General features: G+C 75.1%; 15 protein-coding genes. 7 read left to right on the forward strand and 8 right to left on the reverse strand.

The features are described from left to right. Nucleotides 1–303 precede the first annotated feature (303 nt). Together ACFY61_RS01765 and ACFY61_RS01770 are read left to right on the forward strand one after the other, a co-directional pair. Nucleotides 304–3,162: a DEAD/DEAH box helicase gene (locus ACFY61_RS01765; protein WP_389465543.1), complete on the forward strand. Its 2,859-nt coding sequence runs from the start codon at nt 304–306 to the stop codon at nt 3,160–3,162. Then, nucleotides 3,159–4,403 carry an SWIM zinc finger family protein gene (locus ACFY61_RS01770; RefSeq protein WP_389465546.1) on the forward strand — a complete coding sequence of 415 codons (1,245 nt, stop codon included), beginning with the start codon at nt 3,159–3,161 and terminating at the stop codon, nt 4,401–4,403. The genes ACFY61_RS01765 and ACFY61_RS01770 overlap by 4 nt, the downstream gene beginning before the upstream one ends. Here ACFY61_RS01770 and ACFY61_RS01775 read toward each other — a convergent pair. Beyond that, complete coding sequence (locus ACFY61_RS01775) at nt 4,378–4,911, reverse strand: hypothetical protein (RefSeq protein WP_389465548.1); 534 nt, start codon at nt 4,909–4,911, stop codon at nt 4,378–4,380. The genes ACFY61_RS01770 and ACFY61_RS01775 overlap by 26 nt on opposite strands. Before the next feature lie 153 nt (nt 4,912–5,064). On the opposite strand from ACFY61_RS01775, the gene ACFY61_RS01780 reads away from it, so the two are divergent. After that, nucleotides 5,065–5,748: a chaplin gene (locus tag ACFY61_RS01780; RefSeq protein ID WP_389465551.1), complete on the forward strand. Its 684-nt coding sequence runs from the start codon at nt 5,065–5,067 to the stop codon at nt 5,746–5,748. Here the strand turns inward: ACFY61_RS01780 and ACFY61_RS01785 are convergent. After that, a complete protein-coding gene (locus ACFY61_RS01785) occupies nt 5,745–6,446 on the reverse strand; it encodes a DUF2293 domain-containing protein (RefSeq protein WP_389465554.1) in 702 nt (233 codons plus the stop codon). The genes ACFY61_RS01780 and ACFY61_RS01785 overlap by 4 nt on opposite strands. Nucleotides 6,447–6,552: 106 nt before the next feature. Here ACFY61_RS01785 and ACFY61_RS01790 point away from each other — a divergent pair, with 106 nt between their 5' ends. Continuing rightward, nucleotides 6,553–6,930 (forward strand): cupin domain-containing protein, encoded by a 378-nt coding sequence (locus ACFY61_RS01790; protein WP_389465556.1) that lies wholly within the window; start codon nt 6,553–6,555, stop codon nt 6,928–6,930. On the opposite strand, the gene ACFY61_RS01795 is transcribed toward ACFY61_RS01790, so the two are convergent. Then, a complete protein-coding gene (locus ACFY61_RS01795) occupies nt 6,894–8,339 on the reverse strand; it encodes a WGR domain-containing protein (RefSeq protein ID WP_389465559.1) in 1,446 nt (481 codons plus the stop codon). The two genes, ACFY61_RS01790 and ACFY61_RS01795, sit on opposite strands and share 37 nt — an antisense overlap. A 92-nt stretch (nt 8,340–8,431) precedes the next feature. On the opposite strand from ACFY61_RS01795, the gene ACFY61_RS01800 reads away from it, so the two are divergent. Beyond that, nucleotides 8,432–9,094: a uridine kinase gene (locus tag ACFY61_RS01800; RefSeq protein WP_389465561.1), complete on the forward strand. Its 663-nt coding sequence runs from the start codon at nt 8,432–8,434 to the stop codon at nt 9,092–9,094. A 130-nt stretch (nt 9,095–9,224) separates the two neighbouring features. Here the strand turns inward: ACFY61_RS01800 and ACFY61_RS01805 are convergent, their stop codons facing one another. After that, a complete protein-coding gene (locus tag ACFY61_RS01805) occupies nt 9,225–10,127 on the reverse strand; it encodes a carbohydrate kinase family protein (RefSeq protein WP_389465563.1) in 903 nt (300 codons plus the stop codon). Beyond that, the gene (locus ACFY61_RS01810) at nt 10,124–11,047 is read right to left on the reverse strand and encodes a pseudouridine-5'-phosphate glycosidase (RefSeq protein WP_389465566.1); all 924 of its coding nucleotides are present in this window, start codon (nt 11,045–11,047) and stop codon (nt 10,124–10,126) included. Before ACFY61_RS01810 ends, ACFY61_RS01805 begins: the two co-directional genes overlap by 4 nt. 154 nt (nt 11,048–11,201) lie before the next feature. On the opposite strand from ACFY61_RS01810, the gene ACFY61_RS01815 reads away from it, so the two are divergent. Then, nucleotides 11,202–11,579, forward strand: coding sequence for a cupin domain-containing protein (locus ACFY61_RS01815; RefSeq protein ID WP_389465568.1), 378 nt, complete (start codon nt 11,202–11,204; stop codon nt 11,577–11,579). Here the strand turns inward: ACFY61_RS01815 and ACFY61_RS01820 are convergent. The 3 genes from ACFY61_RS01820 to ACFY61_RS01830 all read right to left on the reverse strand — a co-directional run bounded on the left by ACFY61_RS01820 (nt 11,569) and on the right by ACFY61_RS01830 (nt 14,635). Then, nucleotides 11,569–12,864 carry an MFS transporter gene (locus ACFY61_RS01820; RefSeq protein ID WP_389465571.1) on the reverse strand — a complete coding sequence of 432 codons (1,296 nt, stop codon included), beginning with the start codon at nt 12,862–12,864 and terminating at the stop codon, nt 11,569–11,571. The genes ACFY61_RS01815 and ACFY61_RS01820 overlap by 11 nt on opposite strands. Nucleotides 12,865–12,977: 113 nt before the next feature. Next, a complete protein-coding gene (locus tag ACFY61_RS01825) occupies nt 12,978–13,493 on the reverse strand; it encodes a methylated-DNA--[protein]-cysteine S-methyltransferase (RefSeq protein ID WP_389465927.1) in 516 nt (171 codons plus the stop codon). A 206-nt stretch (nt 13,494–13,699) separates the two neighbouring features. Beyond that, complete coding sequence (locus ACFY61_RS01830; RefSeq protein WP_389465574.1) at nt 13,700–14,635, reverse strand: glycerophosphodiester phosphodiesterase; 936 nt, start codon at nt 14,633–14,635, stop codon at nt 13,700–13,702. Between the two features lie 140 nt (nt 14,636–14,775). On the opposite strand from ACFY61_RS01830, the gene uvrB reads away from it, so the two are divergent. Next, a complete protein-coding gene (uvrB, locus tag ACFY61_RS01835; protein WP_389465577.1) occupies nt 14,776–16,926 on the forward strand; it encodes an excinuclease ABC subunit UvrB in 2,151 nt (716 codons plus the stop codon). Nucleotides 16,927–16,964 lie beyond the last annotated feature (38 nt).

Consider the following 16,964-nt stretch of genomic DNA (forward strand, 5'->3'; position numbering starts at 1 on the left):
GCAGGCCCGTGTCGGGCGGGAGACCCAGCCCCGCCGGCGCTTGAGGCGTGGGCGTCCCCCCGGACGGAGTCCGGGGGAGGGTGTGGGGCGGAGCCCCGCGTGTTTGGGCGGAGCTCCGGCTGGGCCCGCTCAAGCGTCCCCCAGCTACCGCTGGGAGGTGCCCCCAGCTCGGGCTTGGCCGTGCGGCCCCGTTTCGGGCGGTGGCCCGGCACTTTCGGCCTCGCCGGGCGGCGCCCAGGCGCGTGGGCGGGGCTCCGGGCCGGCCGGGCCGGGGTGTCAGTCGGCGTGTCTAGACTCGGCGGCATGGCTACGGCACCACCGGCGGACGCCGCCCCCCTGCGGCGCCACGCCGCGATGTTCCTGCCCGGCCCCGCGCCGCGCCAGGGCCAGGTGGTGTTCTGGGCCCCCGACGGCCACCCCCTCCCCGAGGGCACCGGCACCCCCGGCAGCGTGACCGTGGTCCGCCCGCACGGTGCCGGCGCCGTCCGCAGCCGGGTCGTGCCCACCGTCGCCCTGACCCTCGCCGAGGCGCTGCCCGTCCTCGCCGCGGCCCCCGCCGACCCCGCCGCGCACCCCGCCACCCGCTGCTGGGGGACCGCCGCCCGGCAAGCGCTCGGGCTGGTCGCGCGCGGCCGACTGCTGCCCGGCGTCACCCCCGACGGCACCGACGCCTGGCGGGCCGGCCCGCTGGACGCCGAGGACGTGGCGCGGCTCCGCGCCGTCGCGGCCGCCCTGCCGTACGAGGGGCACGCCGTCCCGCTGCCGGGCCGCCGCCCGCTGTCCCTGCCGCGCCCCGAGGCCCTGGTGCAGGCCTTCTTCGACGCGGTCGCGGACACCCTCCCGCGCACCCCGGCCGCACCGGTCGCCGCCGGCCGGCCCTTCGCGGCGGCGGGGCCGCAGCACGTACCCGCCCTGCGGGACTGGGCCGCCGAGGTCGCCGCCGGCTCCGACACCGGGGTCGGCCTGTCGCTGCGGCTCGACCTGTCCGCGTACCGGCTGTTCGACCGCGGAACGGAACCCGGCGAACCGGAGGAGGGGGACGCGCGGAACGCCGGCGCCGCCGTCGTCCAGCTCCACAGCCTCGCCGACCCCACCCTCGTCACCGACGCCGCCGACCTGTGGGCGGGCGCCGCCTCCTCCGGCTTCGGGCCCCGCGCCCGCGTGCAGGCCGTACTCGCGCTGCGCCGCGCCGCCCGGGTCTGGCCGCCGCTGAACCGGCTGCTGGACCAGCCGGTGCCGGACGTACTGGCGCTGTCCGATCCCGAACTGGAGGACCTCCTCGGCAGCGCCGCGCCCCGGCTCGCCGCCGCCGGCGTCGTGGTCCACTGGCCGCGCGAGCTCGCCCGCACGCTCACCGCGACGGCCGTCGTGCGGTCGGCCGCCCCCGGCTCCGCCACCGACGGCACGCCCTTCTTCGACGCGGCCGGACTGTTCTCCTTCTCCTGGGAGATCGCCCTCGGCGGGGACCGCCTCACCCCGGGGGAGATGGACGCCCTCGCCCAGGCCCACCGCCCGGTGGTGCGGCTGCGCGACCAGTGGGTGCGGGTCGACCCCGCCCTCGTGCGCAAGGCCCGCCGCCGCGAGCTCGGGCTGCTCGACCCGGTGGACGCGCTGGCCGCCGCGCTCACCGGCACCGTCGAGACCCCCGGCGAACCGGAACCCGTACCCGTGGTCCCCGCCGGCGCACTGGCCGCGCTCCGCGACCGGCTCGCCGGCGAACTCCGGCCGCTGCCCGCGCCCCCCGGCCTCCAGGCCGTCCTGCGCGACTACCAGGCGCGCGGCCTGGCCTGGCTCGACCGCATGACCTCCCTCGGGCTCGGCGGCTGCCTCGCCGATGACATGGGCCTGGGCAAGACCGTCCAGCTGATCGCCCTCCACCTGCACCGCGACCACCCCGCCCCCACCCTCGTGGTGTGTCCGGCCTCGCTGCTGGGCAACTGGCAGCGGGAGGTCGAACGCTTCGCCCCCGGCGTCCCCGTCCGCCGGTTCCACGGCCCCGGCCGCTCCCTGGACGGCGTCACCGGCGGCTTCGTGCTCACCACGTACGGGACCATGCGCGCGGGAGCCGACCGCCTGGCCGGACAGCCGTGGGGGATGGTCGTCGCGGACGAGGCCCAGCACGTCAAGAACCCGCACTCGGCGACCGCCCGCGCCCTGCGCGCCATCCCCGCGCCCGCCCGTGTCGCCCTGACCGGCACACCGGTGGAGAACAACCTCTCCGAGCTGTGGGCGATCCTCGACTGGACCACGCCCGGCCTGCTCGGCCCGCTGCCCGCCTTCCGCGCCCGGCACGCCCGCGCCGTGGAACAGCAGCAGCAGGAACCCGAGGCGGGCAACGAGGAGGCGGTGGCCCGGCTGGCCGCGCTGGTGCGGCCCTTCCTGCTCCGGCGGAAGAAGTCCGACCCGGGTATCGCGCCGGAACTGCCGCCGAAGACGGAGACGGACCACCCGGTCTCCCTGACGCGGGAACAGGCCTCCCTCTACCAGGCGGCCGTGGACGAGGCCCTGGCGGTGATCGAGGGCAGCGAGGGCATCGCCCGCCGCGGCATGATCATGAAACTGCTGGGCTCCCTCAAGCAGATCTGCAACCACCCCGCCCAGTACCTGCGGGAGGAGCAGCCGCGCATCCCGCACCGCTCCGGAAAGCTCGCCCTGCTCGACGAGCTGCTCGACACGATCCTCGCGGAGGGCGGGGCGGCGCTGGTCTTCACCCAGTACGTGACGATGGCCAGGATCCTGGAGCGGCACCTCGCCGGCCGGGGCGTCCCCGTGCAGCTGCTGCACGGCGGCACCCCGGTGGACCGCCGGGAGGACATGGTCCGGCGGTTCCAGGACGGCCGGGTGCCCGTGTTCCTGCTGTCCCTCAAGGCGGCGGGCACCGGACTCAACCTGACCCGGGCCGACCACGTCGTCCACTTCGACCGCTGGTGGAACCCGGCCGTGGAGGCGCAGGCCACCGACCGGGCGTACCGGATCGGCCAGACCCGGCCGGTGCAGGTCCACCGGATCGTCACCGAGGGCACCGTCGAGGACCGCATCGCGGAGATGCTCCGGACCAAGCAGGCCCTCGCCGACGCCGTCCTCGGCTCCGGGGAGGCCGCGCTGACCGAACTCACCGACCGGGAACTGGCCGACCTCGTCTCGCTGCGGAGGACCGCATGATCACCGCGCGGGACGACCGCCGCCGCACCTTCGCCGAACCGCCGGCGGGCGCCGGCCCCACCACCTGGTGGGGCCGCGCCTGGACCACCGCGCTGGAGGAACTCGCCCCGGACAGCGCCCGGCTCGACCGCGGCCGCGCGTACGCCGAATCGGGGAGGGTCGACTCGATCACCGTCACCCCCGGCCGGATCGTCGCCTACGTCCGGGGCAGCCGGCCCCGCCCGTACCGCACCGAACTGACCCTGGGCACCTTCGCCGACCCCGAGTGGACCGACCTGCTCGGCTCCCTCGCGGCCGACCCGGCGGCGCTCGCCGCGCTGGTCGAGCGGGAGGTCCCGCGCAGCCTGGCGGACCGGATCCTGCCCGGCCCGGGCGAACTCCTCCCGCACTGCTCCTGCCCCGACTCCGGGCGGCCGCCCTGCAAGCACGCGGCCGCGCTCTGCTATCGCGCGGCCCGGCTCCTCGACGAGGACCCGTTCGTGCTCCTGCTGCTGCGCGGTCGTGGCGAGCGGGAGCTGACCGAAGAGCTCACCCGGCGGAACGCCGCCCTGGCCGCCCGCGAACAGCCCGCCGTGGCCCCCGGGTTCCCCGGCGAGCCGGCCCGTACGGCGGTCTTCCGCAGCCCCGGGCCGCTGCCCGCGCCGCCGGAGGTGCCCGCCGGGCCCGGCGCGCCCCCGCCGTACCCGGGCGGCGCCGGCGCACCCGATCCGCTGGCCCTGGACCAGCTCGCCTCGGACGCCGCCGCCCGGGCGTACGCCCTGCTGACCACCGGCGAGGACCCGTTCGCCGGGCTCACCCCGTGGCAGGACGCGGTCCGGCTCGCCGCCGCCCACCCCACCTCGGGGCTCACGGCGACCGCCCGGCGGCTCTACCGCGAGCTGGCTGCCGCGACCGGCCGCAACACCACCGACCTGGCCCGCGCGGCCGCCGCCTGGCGCCAGGGCGGCCGGGCGGGCCTCGCGACGCTGGAAGAGCCCTGGGACCCGCCGGCCGGACCGTTCGACCGGGCCCGGCCCCTCCTGCTCACGGCCGGACTCGGCACCTTCCGGCCCGACCGCAACCGGATGACGGCGGTCGCCCTGCAGCTCCGGCTGGGCCGCGACGGCCTCTGGTACGCGTACGAGTCCCGGCCCGGCGAATCCGACTGGTGGCCCACCGGCCGCCCGTCCCCGGACCCCCTCGCGGCCCTCGGCCGGCCGGCCGCGGGCGCGGGCCCTACAGCCGCCGGGCCCAGTCGGTGAGGGTGGCGAAGTCCCTTGCCCGCAGGCCGTGCCGGGGGTGGACGCGCAGCAGCAGCGCCGGAGCGGGGTGACGCTCGCGGACCCAGGCGGCGTCCCGGTCGGTGATCAGGTCGTCGACCCAGGCGAAGGGCCGGCCCGCGGCCCAGTCGAGGAGGGGCCGGGTCTTCCAGTACAGGCCGTCCGGATCGCGGGCGAAGAGTTCCGGCCACTCGATGACCGGCAGGTCGGTGGGCAGCCCGACATGCGGCGCGATCAGGGCGTTGGCCTGGTGCATCCACGTGGTGGCCCAGGCCAGTTCGTAGGGCAGGGCCCTCAACAGCGGCCCGTGCGACGGGTGGAGGGCGACCCTTACACCACGGCGGGCGCGGCGGGACCCGGGACGCTGGCGGGACGTCCAGGCGTCGGGGTGCATGCGGTGGGAGCGGTATCCGCGCAGACCGGGCAGACGGGAACGGAAGGGGTTGAGCGGTCCGTCCACGTCGAGCAGGAGCAGCGGGCGATCAGTCATGAAGTACGCAGTACCCAGCACACGATGGAGTGAAATGCCTACCGCTTCTATAACCCGTATGGGTTTACCGCGTTGTTTCCGGTGCGGGTGGAACGCCCGTCGAACTCCTCCGGAAGGCAGGGTAGTCCAATGCGTCAAGGTCGTCGGAATGGCTTGATCGCGGCGATGGTGGTGGGAGGTGCGGCCTCCGTCGGAGCGGGCGGGTTCGCGTTCGCCGACGCGGAGGCGGGCGGGACGGCCGAGCGGTCGCCGGGCCTGCTGTCCGGGAACCTGGTGCAGCTCCCGGTGCACACCCCGGTCAACGTCTGCGGGAACACCGTGAGCGTGATCGGACTGCTCAACCCCGCGGCGGGCAACAGCTGCGCGAACGCCGACAGCAAGGGGCCGTCCGCGAACCCGTCGAAACCAGCGGGCGGTCAGGGCGGTGGTGCCGTCGCCGGAGGCCAGGTGAAGGACTCGCCCGGAGTGCTCTCCGGCAACGGGATCCAACTGCCGGTCAAGCTCCCGGTCAACCTCAGCGGGAACTCGGTCAACGTGGTCGGCGTCGGCAACCCGGCGCAGGGCAACCAGTCGGTGAACGGGCCGGCGCCGGTCGCACCGCAGCCGGTGCGCCCGCCCGCCACCGTACGGCCGGTGACCCCGCCCGCACCGCCCGCACCGCCCGCCCCTCCGGCCCCTCCCGCCCCTCTGGCCCCGCTCGCGCCGCCCGCCCCGTCCCTCCCGGACACCTCGGAACTGGCCCACACCGGCGCGGACGCGATGGGCTGGATGCTGCCCGGCGGTGGCGCCCTGCTCCTCGGCGGCGCGTTCCTCTACCGGCGGTTCCGGCTGAACTAGGCCGCCTCCGAGGGCTCGCCGGCGCCGGCCGCGCCGGGTGCCGCGGACGGGGGGCGTCGCCAGGCGTCCAGGATCGCGTCGATCCGCGGAGCCAGCCGGGCCCGGGCCGCGAACCGGGGCACCCCGGCCGCCAGGAGCGCGTCGTACTCGGTGTCGTCGTGCCGGACTGCGGCCCGCACGGCCACCGAGACGGCCAGCTCGTCCAACGCCCGGCCGGCAGCGGTACGCCCCACCCGGCCGCTGCCGCGCACCGACGCGTGGCCCGCGATCGCTTGCGCCCTCCCGGCCGGACAGCCGGGGAACAGCCGGAGTACCTCCGCCGCGAACGCGGCCGTGAACCGGACGTCCTCGGCGGCCCGCCGGGCCCGGGCACGGTCCCGGTGGCGGGCCCGCGCCTCGGCGTCGGCGAGGCAGGACCGCTCGGCCCGGGCCAGCGCCCCCTCCTCGACCAGCAGGCCCTGGCGTTCGTAGCGCCGGCGCCGCTTGTTGAAGCGCACCACCACGGCGGACACGGAACTGCCGGCGCGGGCCCGCCTGGTGAGGGCGGCATGGCCGCGCGGAAGGTAGACGAGGTGCCCGAGACCGGCGCAGTCCAGGCACCGGGGCACACCGGACTCCCGCACCAGGTGCGCGAGCGGCCCCCTCCGGCACCGCGCGCAGTGGATCGGCTTCAGCGGCTCGAACACCACGAGTTCCATGAGGAGTTGATACCGCTGCAGGGCCCCTTTATCACCTCGCGCTGAGCGCTGGAGGAGTTTTGGCGAACTCCGCCAAGACTGCCGGGATTCTTCCTACGGTATGAGCATGCTCAGAACGCAGTGGCCGGTGGACGTGGTGCTGGACGAGTTCACGATCCCGCCGGGCGAGTCCACCGGATGGCACTACCACCCGGTCCCCATCCTGGCCGTCGTCCGTTCCGGCACGCTGACCAGGACGCTGCACGACGGAACCGTCGAAGTCAGCCCGCCCGGCACGCTGTTCGTCGAGGCGGCGGGCCGCGACCGCGTCCACAACGGGCACAACCACGGCCCCGTGCCCGTCGTCCTGGAGGTCGCCTACGCCCGCCCCGCGGACGGCACGCTGACCGTCCCCGCCGAGCCCCCCTGCTGCGCCCGGACTCCCGCCCGGCCCGGACCGCCCCGGACTCACACCAGCCGGCGTATCTCCCCGCGCACCCGGTAGAACCCGCCCGAGGCCGCGTGCAGCCCGTCCACCACGTACCGCGCCCCGGCCTCCCGGATGCCGCGCGGGAACTGCACGTTCCAGCCCGGCTCGTAGCCGTCCGAGACCACCTGCACCCGCAGCCGGCCGCCCTGCTGGAAGCACTCCACCACCACACCGCCGGCCGGGACCGCGGCCACCGCCACGGTGGCCACCGCGGCCGCCGACCGCGCCGGGGTGTAGACCGGCAGCGCCGCCGCGGACTTCACGTCCACCGCGGTCGGGACGTCGCCCTGCTGGGCCGCGGCGATCGCCGTCCCGCTCGCGTCCACGCACACCAGCGACCCGTCGGTGGTGACCAGGTACAGCCGCTCGTCCAGGTACTGCATGGACAGCGCGGAACCCCCGCCGGTGCCCAGCTTCCACAGCCGCCGCCCGTCCGCGTCGAAGCAGTACACCGAGGAGCTGGAGTCTCCGGCGAAGACGTGCCGCCCGTCCGGGGAGGTCGCGCACGAGTACACCGCCGCGTCACAGCGGAACGAGGCCTCGACCGCGCCCGTCGCCTTCGACAGCCGCTGCACCACGTTGCGTCCGGTCCCCGCGAACACGGCGTCCTGCTCCTGCCAGCCGAACAGCACCCCGCCGTTGGTCGGCGTGTGCCACAGCTCGCGGCCGCCGTCGGCCGCGTACGCCGTCACCCCGCCCGTGTGCCCGTGGTACACGGCACGCTCGTCCGCCCGCACCATCCAGGCGTTGCTGCCGGCGGACTTCCGGGACCACTGGAACTCCTCCTCGTGGTCGATGACGGTCAGCCCGCCCTGCGCGTCCGAGACGCTCAGCACGCCCTCGTGGATGTCCAGCCAGAAGATGTCCACGTCGGGGGCGATGTCGTAGGCCCCGAACGGGACCTTCGCCGAGAGGTCGTACACCGTGCCGTCGTCACAGCCCGCGTATATCCAGAACTCGTCCGCGACCAGGCACTTCACCCCGTCCGGCAGGGAGTAGCGGGCCAGCACCTCACCGCCGTGGCTCAGCGTGTACACGTCTCCCGCCTGGTTGCCGACCCAGCAGCGGTCCTCGTCCACGTGGATGCCGAACGCCGACGCGCCGGTACGGAACCTCCACAGGACCGGGGCCGTCGCCCGCGCCGTCGACGGGGCCGAGGCCACCTGGCGACGGGTCACCGCACGCGCCGCCCGCTGCCCCGGCACCGCCGGCGCGTACCCCTTGCGGACCTTCTCGCCGATCTTCTTCGCGGCCGCGGCCCGCGCCTTCTCCGCCGTCGGGAACGAGGAGTTCTGCAGCTGCCCGGAGGCGCCGATGCGGCCGTACCGCACCGCGACCTCGGTACCGTCCACGGTGACCTCGTAGAACTTGTGGGCGCCCCCGCCGTCCTGCGACAGCTCCAGATACGTCGTCTCGCGTGCCATGACAGACCCCTCCCCAGGCCGGAACCCGACGGCTCTTTCCCGCCGGTGATCCCTCGTGGAAAACGCTAGGACCCGCCACTGACAATGGGCCCGTGCGGCAACTCGAAGCGATCACCTGGGAACGGCTGGCCGAACGTCTCGCCGACCGGCTCGACGGCCTCCCGGACGGCCCGGACGGCGGACCCGCCGCCCCCGGCGGCCGCTTGCGGGCCGCGGTGGACGGCGCCCCCGCCGCCGGCACCGGGGCACTGGCCGGGCTCCTCGCCGAAGCCCTGCGGCTGCGCGGGCGTTCGGTCCTCACCGTCGCCGCCGAGGGGTTCCTCCGGCCGGCCTCGCTCCGCTACGAACACGGCCGGGAGGACGTCGACGGCTACCTCCACGGCTGGTACGACACGGCCGCGCTCTGGCGCGAGGTGTTCGGGCCGCTCGAACCCGGCGGCACCGGCCTGGTCCTGCCCGACCTGTGGGACCCGGCCACCGACCGCGCCACCCGCAGCCCCTACGTGCCCCTCCCGCCCGGCGGCGTGCTGGTCCTGCACGGCCCCCTGCTGCTGGGCCACTGGTTCCCCTTCGACCTCGGCGTGCACATCCGGCTCTCACCCGCCGCCCTGGCCCGCCGCACGGCCCGGGAGCAGCACTGGACCCTCCCCGCCTTCGCGCGTTACGAGGCGGAGACCGACCCGGCCGGCGTGGCCGACACCGTGGTCCGGGCCGACGACCCGCGCCGCCCCGCCTGGACCGGCTTCCGCGACTGACGCCGGCCCCACCCCGGCCGCCCGCCACGCCGGCCGCCCGCCGCCCCGCCGACGCCCCGTCCGCTCTCCGTCCGCCCCGCCGCCGCTCACCATCCGCCCCGCCGCCGCTCCCCGTCCGCGCCGCCGCCGTTCACACCGGCCGCCCGCCCAGCCGGGTGACCGCGAGCGCCCCCGCCCGGCAGCCGGCCCGCGCCGCGTCCGCCGCCCCGGCACCCGCCAGCCGGGCCGCCAGGAAGCCGCCGGTGAAGGCGTCCCCCGCACCCGTGGTGTCCACCGCCCGGGCGGGCTCCGCCGGGACCTCCGCCGTCACCGCCCCGCCCTCCGCGACCAGCGCCCCGGCCGGCCCGCGGGTCACCACCACCAGCGGCACCCGGCGGCTGAGCCGTGCGGCCGCCCGGCCCACCGGCGCGCTGCCGGGCAGCCCGCCCAGCAGCCGGGCCTCGTCCTCGTTCGGCAACAGCACGTCGGCCCCGGCCACACAGTCGAGGAAACGTTCCACCCCGAGCCGCCGCAGGAAGCCCGCCGAAGCCGGGTCCACGCTCACCGGCACCCCCCGCGCCCGCGCCTCCCGCAGGGCCACCCCGGCCAGCTCCCGGCTGCTCCGGGCGAAGAACAGGTAGCCGGACAGGTGCAGGTGGTCCACCCCGTCCAGCAGGGCGGGGCTCCAGTCGGCCGGCGAGAGCCGCAGCGCGGCGCCGCTGTCGGTCAGGAAGGTCCGCTCGGCGTCCCCGCCGACCAGGGCCACCACCGTCCCGGTCGGCTCGTCAGGGTCGACCACCAGCCGGGGCGACACCCCCGCCGCCCGCAGCGCCCGCTCGTGCCAGTCCGCCGACTCCGCGCCCACCCGGGCCAGCAGGCCGACCCGCGCCCGGCCCGAGTGCGCGGCCCAGCAGGCCGCGTTGGCTCCCGCCCCTCCCGGCAGGGTGCGGATCCGGGCCGCCGTGTCGGTCGCCGGGGCCAGCGGCTCCGGATGCACCGCCACCACGTCCGTGACCACGTCCCCGACGACCAGCAGGCCGCCGGCCGGGGTCACCGGGCCGCCCAGGCCGCCGCGATCGCCGCCCCCAGCCGTACGTTGCCCCGGACCGCCGCCAGGTTCGCCTCCAGCGAGGCCCCGCCGGTCGCCCGTACCAGGTGGTCCAGCAGGAACGGGGTCACCCCCTGGCCGGTCACGCCCCGCTCCCGGCAGGCGGCGAGGGCCTCGGACAGCACCCGGTCGTGCAGCTCCGGATCCAGCTGTTCCGCCTCGGGCACCGGGTTGGCCACCACCAGCGCCGAAGGGTCCCCGCCGAGCGCGTCCGCGGCGGCCATCACCTCGGCGACCTCCTCGGGCCGGTGCACCGTCCAGTCCACGGGCAGTCCGGAGTCCGACAGGTAGAACCCGGGGAAACGTTCCGTCCCGTAGCCCAGCACGGTCACCCCCAGCGTCTCCAGCCGCTGCAACGTGGCAGGCACGTCCAGGATCGACTTCACCCCCGCGCACACCACCGTGATCCGGGTCCGCGCCAGCAGGCCCAGATCCGCCGACTCGTCCTGCGCCCGCAGCCAGTCCCGGTGCACACCGCCCAGCCCGCCCGTGGCGAACACCCGCAGGCCCGCCCGCGCGGCCAGGACGGCCGTCCCCGACACCGTGGTCGCCCCCGTCGCGCCCGCGGCGACCGCCGGCGCCAGATCCCGCGCGCCGAGCTTCCGTACGCCCTCCCCGGTGGCGATCCGCTCCAACTGCTCCTTGTCGAGACCGACCCGGGGCACGCCGTCGAGGACGGCCACGGTGGCCGGGACGGCGCCGGCCGCGCGGACCAGAGCCTCCAGCTCCCGGCCCACCTCCACGTTCCGCGGCCGGGGCAGGCCGTGGGAGATGATCGTCGATTCGAGGGCCACCACGGGCCCCCGCCTGGCGAGGGCCTCGCGCACCTCTTCGGACAGGACCGGAACCACCGAGTGCTGTGACATGTCCCCATCCCTGGCACGGCGGTGACGCCCTCAAACCCGGACCCGCCCGCACCGGCGGACAACGGCCGGATCGACAGGGTGCCGGGCGCGGCACGCCGATCGTGGACGGTGTGCCCGGCCTGCCCCGGCCCGCCGCGGACTAGGGTGGCCCGCCATGAGCACCAGTGATCACAGCCAGGCCCCCGCCTCCTTCGCCGTCTCCGTGCCCGGGTTCGCCGACTCCGACCTGGAGGTGGAGGACCTCGACCCCGGCCAGGTCGTCTCCGGCAGCCCCGTCGTGAGCGGCAAGGTGCTGTGGGAGTCCCCGGACGGCCGGCAGCTGCGCGGCATCTGGCAGATCACCCCCGGCGTGGTCACCGACACGGAGGCGAACGAGCTGTTCGTCGTGATCAGCGGAAGGGCCACCATCGAGGTCGAGGGCGGGCCCACCCTCGAAGTCGGACCGGGCACGGCCTGTGTGCTGCGCGAGGGCGACCGGACGACCTGGACCGTCCACGAGACGCTGCGGAAGGCCTACCACATCAGTCTGTGAGCCCGCCGGAACGCTCCGCGGGATGCCGCCGGGCGGTGAACAGCGCCAGACCCGCCAAGGGCAGCAGCAGCGCGGCCCCGGCGGCGTTCAGCCAGCCGTAGCCGGCCTGGGCGACGACCAGACCGGACAGGGCGCCACCCAGCCCCGCGGCCGTGTTCATGCTCAGGTCGGAGAGTCCCTGCGCGGCGGCACGCGCCGACTGCGGGACGGAGTCGGTGAGCAGGGCCGAGCCGGACACCAGGGCGGCCGACCAGCCCAGGCCGAGCAGGAACAGTCCGGCCGCGGTCTGCCCGTGGCTGGGGCCGGCCGTACCGGCCAGCAGCGCGGCCGTGCTGAGCAGGGCGGCCGCCATGCCGATCACCGACAGGCGGCCCAGCCGGTCGGCGAGCCAGCCCATCAGCGGGGAGAACGCGAACATCCCCGCGATGTGGCCGCTGATCACCAGTCCGATCAGCTCCAGGGAGGCCCCGTGGTGGCCGAGGTCGAGCGGGGTCATCACCATGATCGACACCATGGCGGTGTGTGCGACGGTCACCGTGACCAGCGCCAGCCGGGCCCGGGGCGAGGCCTTCACGGCGGCCAGACCGGCCCGCAGCGACCTCCCCCCGGCCTCCTGCTCCTCCGGCCCGGCCAGCGCCCGGGCGGTGAGCAGCGGGTCCGGGCGCAGCAGTACGGCGACCAGGGTTCCGGTGATCAGGAAGATGCCGGCGGCCCACAGGAACGGGCCCGCCAGAGGGGGTATGGAGGTCCCGGCGAAGCTGCGGCTGGCCGGCGCCGACAGGTTGGGCCCGAGCACCGCGCCCAGGGTGGTGGCCCACACCACCGTGGAGATCGCCCTGGCCCGGTGGTCCGGCGCGGCCAGGTCGGCGGCGGCGAACCGGGCCTGCAGGTTGGCCGAGGAGGCGGCTCCGAACGAGGCCATGCCGAGCAGCAGCAGCGGGAAGCTGCCCAGTACGGCGGACAGCACCACCAGGCCCGAGCCCAGCGCGCCGATGGCGTAGGCCAGCACCAGGCCGGGGCGGCGGCCGCGCCGGGCCATCAGGGCGGCGAGCGGCAGGGACAGCAGGGCCGTACCGGCCACCGACGCGCTGGACGCCAGGCCTGACAGCGCTTCGGTGCCGCTGACCTCGGTGGCCAGCGCGGGTGCCAGGGCGATGCTGATCGGCACGCCCAGACCGCCGATGACCTGGCTGGCGATCAGTACCGCCTGGGTGCGGCGGCGGAGTCCCGGTAGGTCCTCGGGGGTCACGGGCACGATCCGGCCGGCGGCTGCGCTAGTAGTCACCGCCGCAGTTTCGCACCCCTTACCCTGCCGCGTAAGCCCGGTTTCGCCGGGTACGCCGGGGGGCCGCTTCCCGCGCCCCCCGTCACGCCCCGGCCGCTCCACCGCACGCCCCCTCAGAACAGCGGCTGCGGCAGTACGCCTTCCAGGGCGAGCAGGGCCCGCTTGGTCTCCACCCCGCCGCCGAAGCCGCCGATCCCGCCGTCGTTCTCCACCACGCGGTGGCAGGGCACCACCAGGGGCAGCGGATTGGAGCCCATGGCCGCGCCCACCGCCTGGGCCGCGCCGGGCTGGCCGACCCGCGCCGCCAGCTCGCCGTACCCGACCACGGACCCGTACGGCACCGACTCGGCCAGCTTGCGCAGGACCAGCCGGTTGAAGCCGGCCGAGAGCCGCCAGTCCAGCGGCAGGGCGAAGCGGCGCAGGCCGCCCTCGAAGTAGGCGCGCAGCTGGCGCACCGGCTCGGCGAGCAGCACCTCGCGTCCCGCCTGGGGTCGCCAGGCGTCGGCGCCGAGCCGGGAGACCAGTGGGTCGGCGGCGTCCGGCCGGTCCGGGTCGGCGTGGAACTCCACCCGGACCAGTCCCACCTCGGTGGCGGCCAGGAACAGGGGGCCGACGTCGCTGGCGGCCACGGTCCATTCGAGGCGCGGGCCGCGCGGCCGGCCGTCGCCCGACGCGTCCGTGGCGGTGCGGCTGCCGGTGCCGGTGCCGGTGTCCGTTCCGGGGCCGGTCGCGGTGCCGGTGAGGGTGCCCGCGTCCGGGCCGGTGCTCGTGGTGTCCACCCGTCCACCGTAAGGCCGCCCGCCGACGGTCCGGCCGGTGGTCCGGCCGCCCCGCGTCAGACCCCGCCGGCCACCGCCTGCCGGATCACGTCGGGGGCGTTGGTGATGATCCCGTCCACGCCCATCGCCTGTACCTTCCTGGCCAGCGCCGCGTCGTCCACGATCCAGGTGTCCACCTGCATGGGCCTGCCGTGGACGCCGGTCACCGCGTGCACCGCCGCGACCCACTCGGCCGAGATGGTGGCGTGCCACGGGTTGATCCGGTCGGCGAACGCGGAGTACTTGGGCAGGTCGGCCACCGGCGGCGTGCCCAGGAACGCGGTGACCAGCTCGGGCCGCTCGGCGTGCACGATCCGCACGCAGTCCGCGCTGAAGCTCTGCACCACCAGCCGGTCGCGCACCTCCTCCTCGCCCAGCCAGCCCGCCTCCTCCAGCACCTCCAGGGTGTCCCGCTCGATCCCCGGGTACAGCTCCGGCTTCTTGATCTCCAGCAGCAGCTTCTGGTCGTTGGACCGCACCCGGTCGAGGTACTGGCGCAGGGTCGGCACGCGCGCCCCGGCGAACTCCACCCCGAACCAGCTGCCCGCGTCCAGCCTGGCGATCTCGTCCGCGGTGAAGTCCCTGACCCGCCACGGGCCGCGGTCCGGGAACAGCGTCCGGACGTTCGTCGTCCGGGTGAGCGTCTCGTCGTGGACGACCACCAGCTCCCCGTCCTTGGTGCGCTGGACGTCGTTCTCCACCCAGTCGAAGCCCAGCTCCTCCGCCAGGTCCACCGCCAGGAGGGTGTTCTCGGGCGCGTAGGCGGAGGCCCCGCGGTGGGCGTAGACCTCGGGGACGCCCGCCGCCCGCACCGGGTCGCGGCCGGTGGCGGGGACCGGGGCGGAGGCGCCGCGCGCGGGTGCGGCCGAGGCGGGGGCGGCGGATCCGCCCGCCAGGACGAGGGCGAAGCCCAGGAAGGCGGCGGCTGCCGCGGCCACGGGTCGTACGTACATGCGCGTGCCCCTCCGGTGTGACTGGTGTACCTGATCGCGATCATCGGGTTGGTGATCAACTAACCGCCACCGAACTACGACAAACGGCCCACGCCGCCGCACCGCGCCGCGTTGTCGGCGGGCCGTCGTACCGTGGACCCATGCGGCCCGTATCGAAGATCGAACGCACGGTGGCCCCCTTCCAGGTGGTCAGTCCCTACCAGCCCAGCGGTGACCAGCCCACGGCCATCGACGAGCTGGAGAAGCGCCTGCGCGCAGGGGCGAAGGACGTGGTGCTGCTCGGTGCGACCGGCACCGGCAAGTCGGCCACCACGGCCTGGATGATCGAGCGGCTCCAGCGCCCGACCCTCGTCATGGCGCCGAACAAGACGCTCGCGGCCCAGCTGGCGAACGAGTTCCGGGAGCTGCTGCCCAACAACGCCGTCGAGTACTTCGTCTCGTACTACGACTACTACCAGCCCGAGGCGTACGTCCCGCAGTCGGACACGTACATCGAGAAGGACTCCTCCATCAACGAGGAGGTCGAGCGGCTGCGGCACTCGGCCACCAACTCGCTGCTCACCCGGCGGGACGTGATCGTGGTCGCCTCCGTCTCCTGCATCTACGGCCTCGGCACCCCGCAGGAGTACGTGGACCGGATGGTCCCGCTCAAGGTGGGCGAGGAGATCGACCGGGACCAGCTGCTGCGCCGGTTCGTCGACATCCAGTACACCCGCAACGACCTCGCCTTCACCCGGGGCACCTTCCGGGTCCGCGGCGACACGATCGAGATCTTCCCGGTCTACGAGGAACTCGCCGTCCGCATCGAGATGTTCGGCGACGAGATCGAGGCGCTGTCCACCCTGCACCCGCTGACCGGCGAGGTGATCAGCGAGGACGAGATCCTCTACATCTTCCCCGCCAGCCACTACATCGCCGGCCCCGAGCGGATGCAGAACGCCATCCGCGGCATCGAGACCGAACTCGCCCAGCGGCTGGAGGAGCTGGAGAAGCAGGGCAAGCTGCTGGAGGCCCAGCGGCTGCGCATGCGCACCACGTACGACCTGGAGATGATGCAGCAGATCGGCTCCTGCTCCGGCATCGAGAACTACTCGCTGCACATGGACGGCCGCGAGCGCGGCTCCGCACCCCACACCCTCATCGACTACTTCCCGGAGGACTTCCTCCTCGTCATCGACGAGTCGCACGTCACCGTGCCGCAGATCGGCGCCATGTACGAGGGCGACGCCTCCCGCAAGCGGACCCTGGTCGACCACGGCTTCCGGCTGCCCTCCGCGCTCGACAACCGGCCGCTGAAGTGGGAGGAGTTCCTGGAGCGGATCGGCCAGACCGTCTACCTCTCGGCCACCCCGGGAGCGTACGAACTCTCCCGCTCCGACGGCTTCGTGGAGCAGATCATCCGCCCCACCGGCCTCGTCGACCCCGAGGTGGTCGTCAAGCCCACCGAGGGCCAGATCGACGACCTGGTCCACGAGATCCGGCAGCGGGTCGAGAAGGACGAACGGGTCCTGGTCACCACCCTCACGAAGAAGATGGCCGAGGACCTCACCGACTACTTCCTGGAGCTCGGCATCCAGGTCCGCTACCTGCACAGCGACGTGGACACCCTGCGCCGCATCGAGCTGCTGCGCGAGCTGCGCGCCGGCGAGTACGACGTCCTCGTCGGCATCAACCTGCTGCGCGAGGGCCTCGACCTGCCCGAGGTGTCGCTGGTGGCCATCCTCGACGCCGACAAGGAGGGCTTCCTGCGCTCGGGCACCTCGCTGATCCAGACGATCGGCCGCGCGGCCCGCAACGTCTCCGGCCAGGTCCACATGTACGCGGACCGGATGACGCCCGCGATGGAGAAGGCCATCGAGGAGACCAACCGGCGCCGCGAGAAGCAGATCGCGTACAACACGGCCAACGGCATCGACCCGCAGCCGCTGCGCAAGAAGATCAACGACATCGTCGCCACCATCGCCCGCGAGGAGGTCGACACCGAGCAGCTGCTCGGCACCGGCTACCGGCAGGGCAAGGACGGCAAGGGCGCCAAGGCCCCCGTGCCCTCGCTCGCCGCGCACGCCCCGAAGGCGGGCGCGGGCGGCAAGGCCGCGGCCAGGGGCGCGAAGGCCGGCGCCGTCCCCACCGACCGGCCCGCGGCCGAACTCGCCGGGATCATCGAGGAGATGACCGAGCGGATGCGGGCGGCGGCCGCCGACCTCCAGTTCGAGGTCGCGGCCCGGATCCGGGACGAGGTGAGCGAGCTGAAGAAGGAGCTCAGGCAGATGAGGGAAGCGGGCCTCGCCTGAGGCCGCGCCTTGTCAGTAGGGTTGGCGGCACAGGCGAA

It is taken from the genome of Streptomyces sp. NPDC012888 (genome assembly GCF_042900645.1).
In the GTDB taxonomy this organism is placed as follows: domain Bacteria; phylum Actinomycetota; class Actinomycetes; order Streptomycetales; family Streptomycetaceae; genus Streptomyces.

What these genes read in the sequence shown, in the direction of transcription:
- ACFY61_RS01790 (WP_389465556.1), top strand. Translation starts at nt 6,553, where the DNA reads ATGCTCAGAACGCAGTGGCCGGTGGACGTGGTGCTGGACGAGTTCACG.
- ACFY61_RS01775 (WP_389465548.1), bottom strand. Translation starts at nt 4,911, where the DNA reads ATGACTGATCGCCCGCTGCTCCTGCTCGACGTGGACGGACCGCTCAAC.
- ACFY61_RS01785 (WP_389465554.1), bottom strand. Translation starts at nt 6,446, where the DNA reads ATGGAACTCGTGGTGTTCGAGCCGCTGAAGCCGATCCACTGCGCGCGG.
- uvrB (WP_389465577.1), top strand. Translation starts at nt 14,776, where the DNA reads ATGCGGCCCGTATCGAAGATCGAACGCACGGTGGCCCCCTTCCAGGTG.
- ACFY61_RS01815 (WP_389465568.1), top strand. Translation starts at nt 11,202, where the DNA reads ATGAGCACCAGTGATCACAGCCAGGCCCCCGCCTCCTTCGCCGTCTCC.
- ACFY61_RS01810 (WP_389465566.1), bottom strand. Translation starts at nt 11,047, where the DNA reads ATGTCACAGCACTCGGTGGTTCCGGTCCTGTCCGAAGAGGTGCGCGAG.
- ACFY61_RS01795 (WP_389465559.1), bottom strand. Translation starts at nt 8,339, where the DNA reads ATGGCACGCGAGACGACGTATCTGGAGCTGTCGCAGGACGGCGGGGGC.
- ACFY61_RS01765 (WP_389465543.1), top strand. Translation starts at nt 304, where the DNA reads ATGGCTACGGCACCACCGGCGGACGCCGCCCCCCTGCGGCGCCACGCC.
- ACFY61_RS01770 (WP_389465546.1), top strand. Translation starts at nt 3,159, where the DNA reads ATGATCACCGCGCGGGACGACCGCCGCCGCACCTTCGCCGAACCGCCG.
- ACFY61_RS01830 (WP_389465574.1), bottom strand. Translation starts at nt 14,635, where the DNA reads ATGTACGTACGACCCGTGGCCGCGGCAGCCGCCGCCTTCCTGGGCTTC.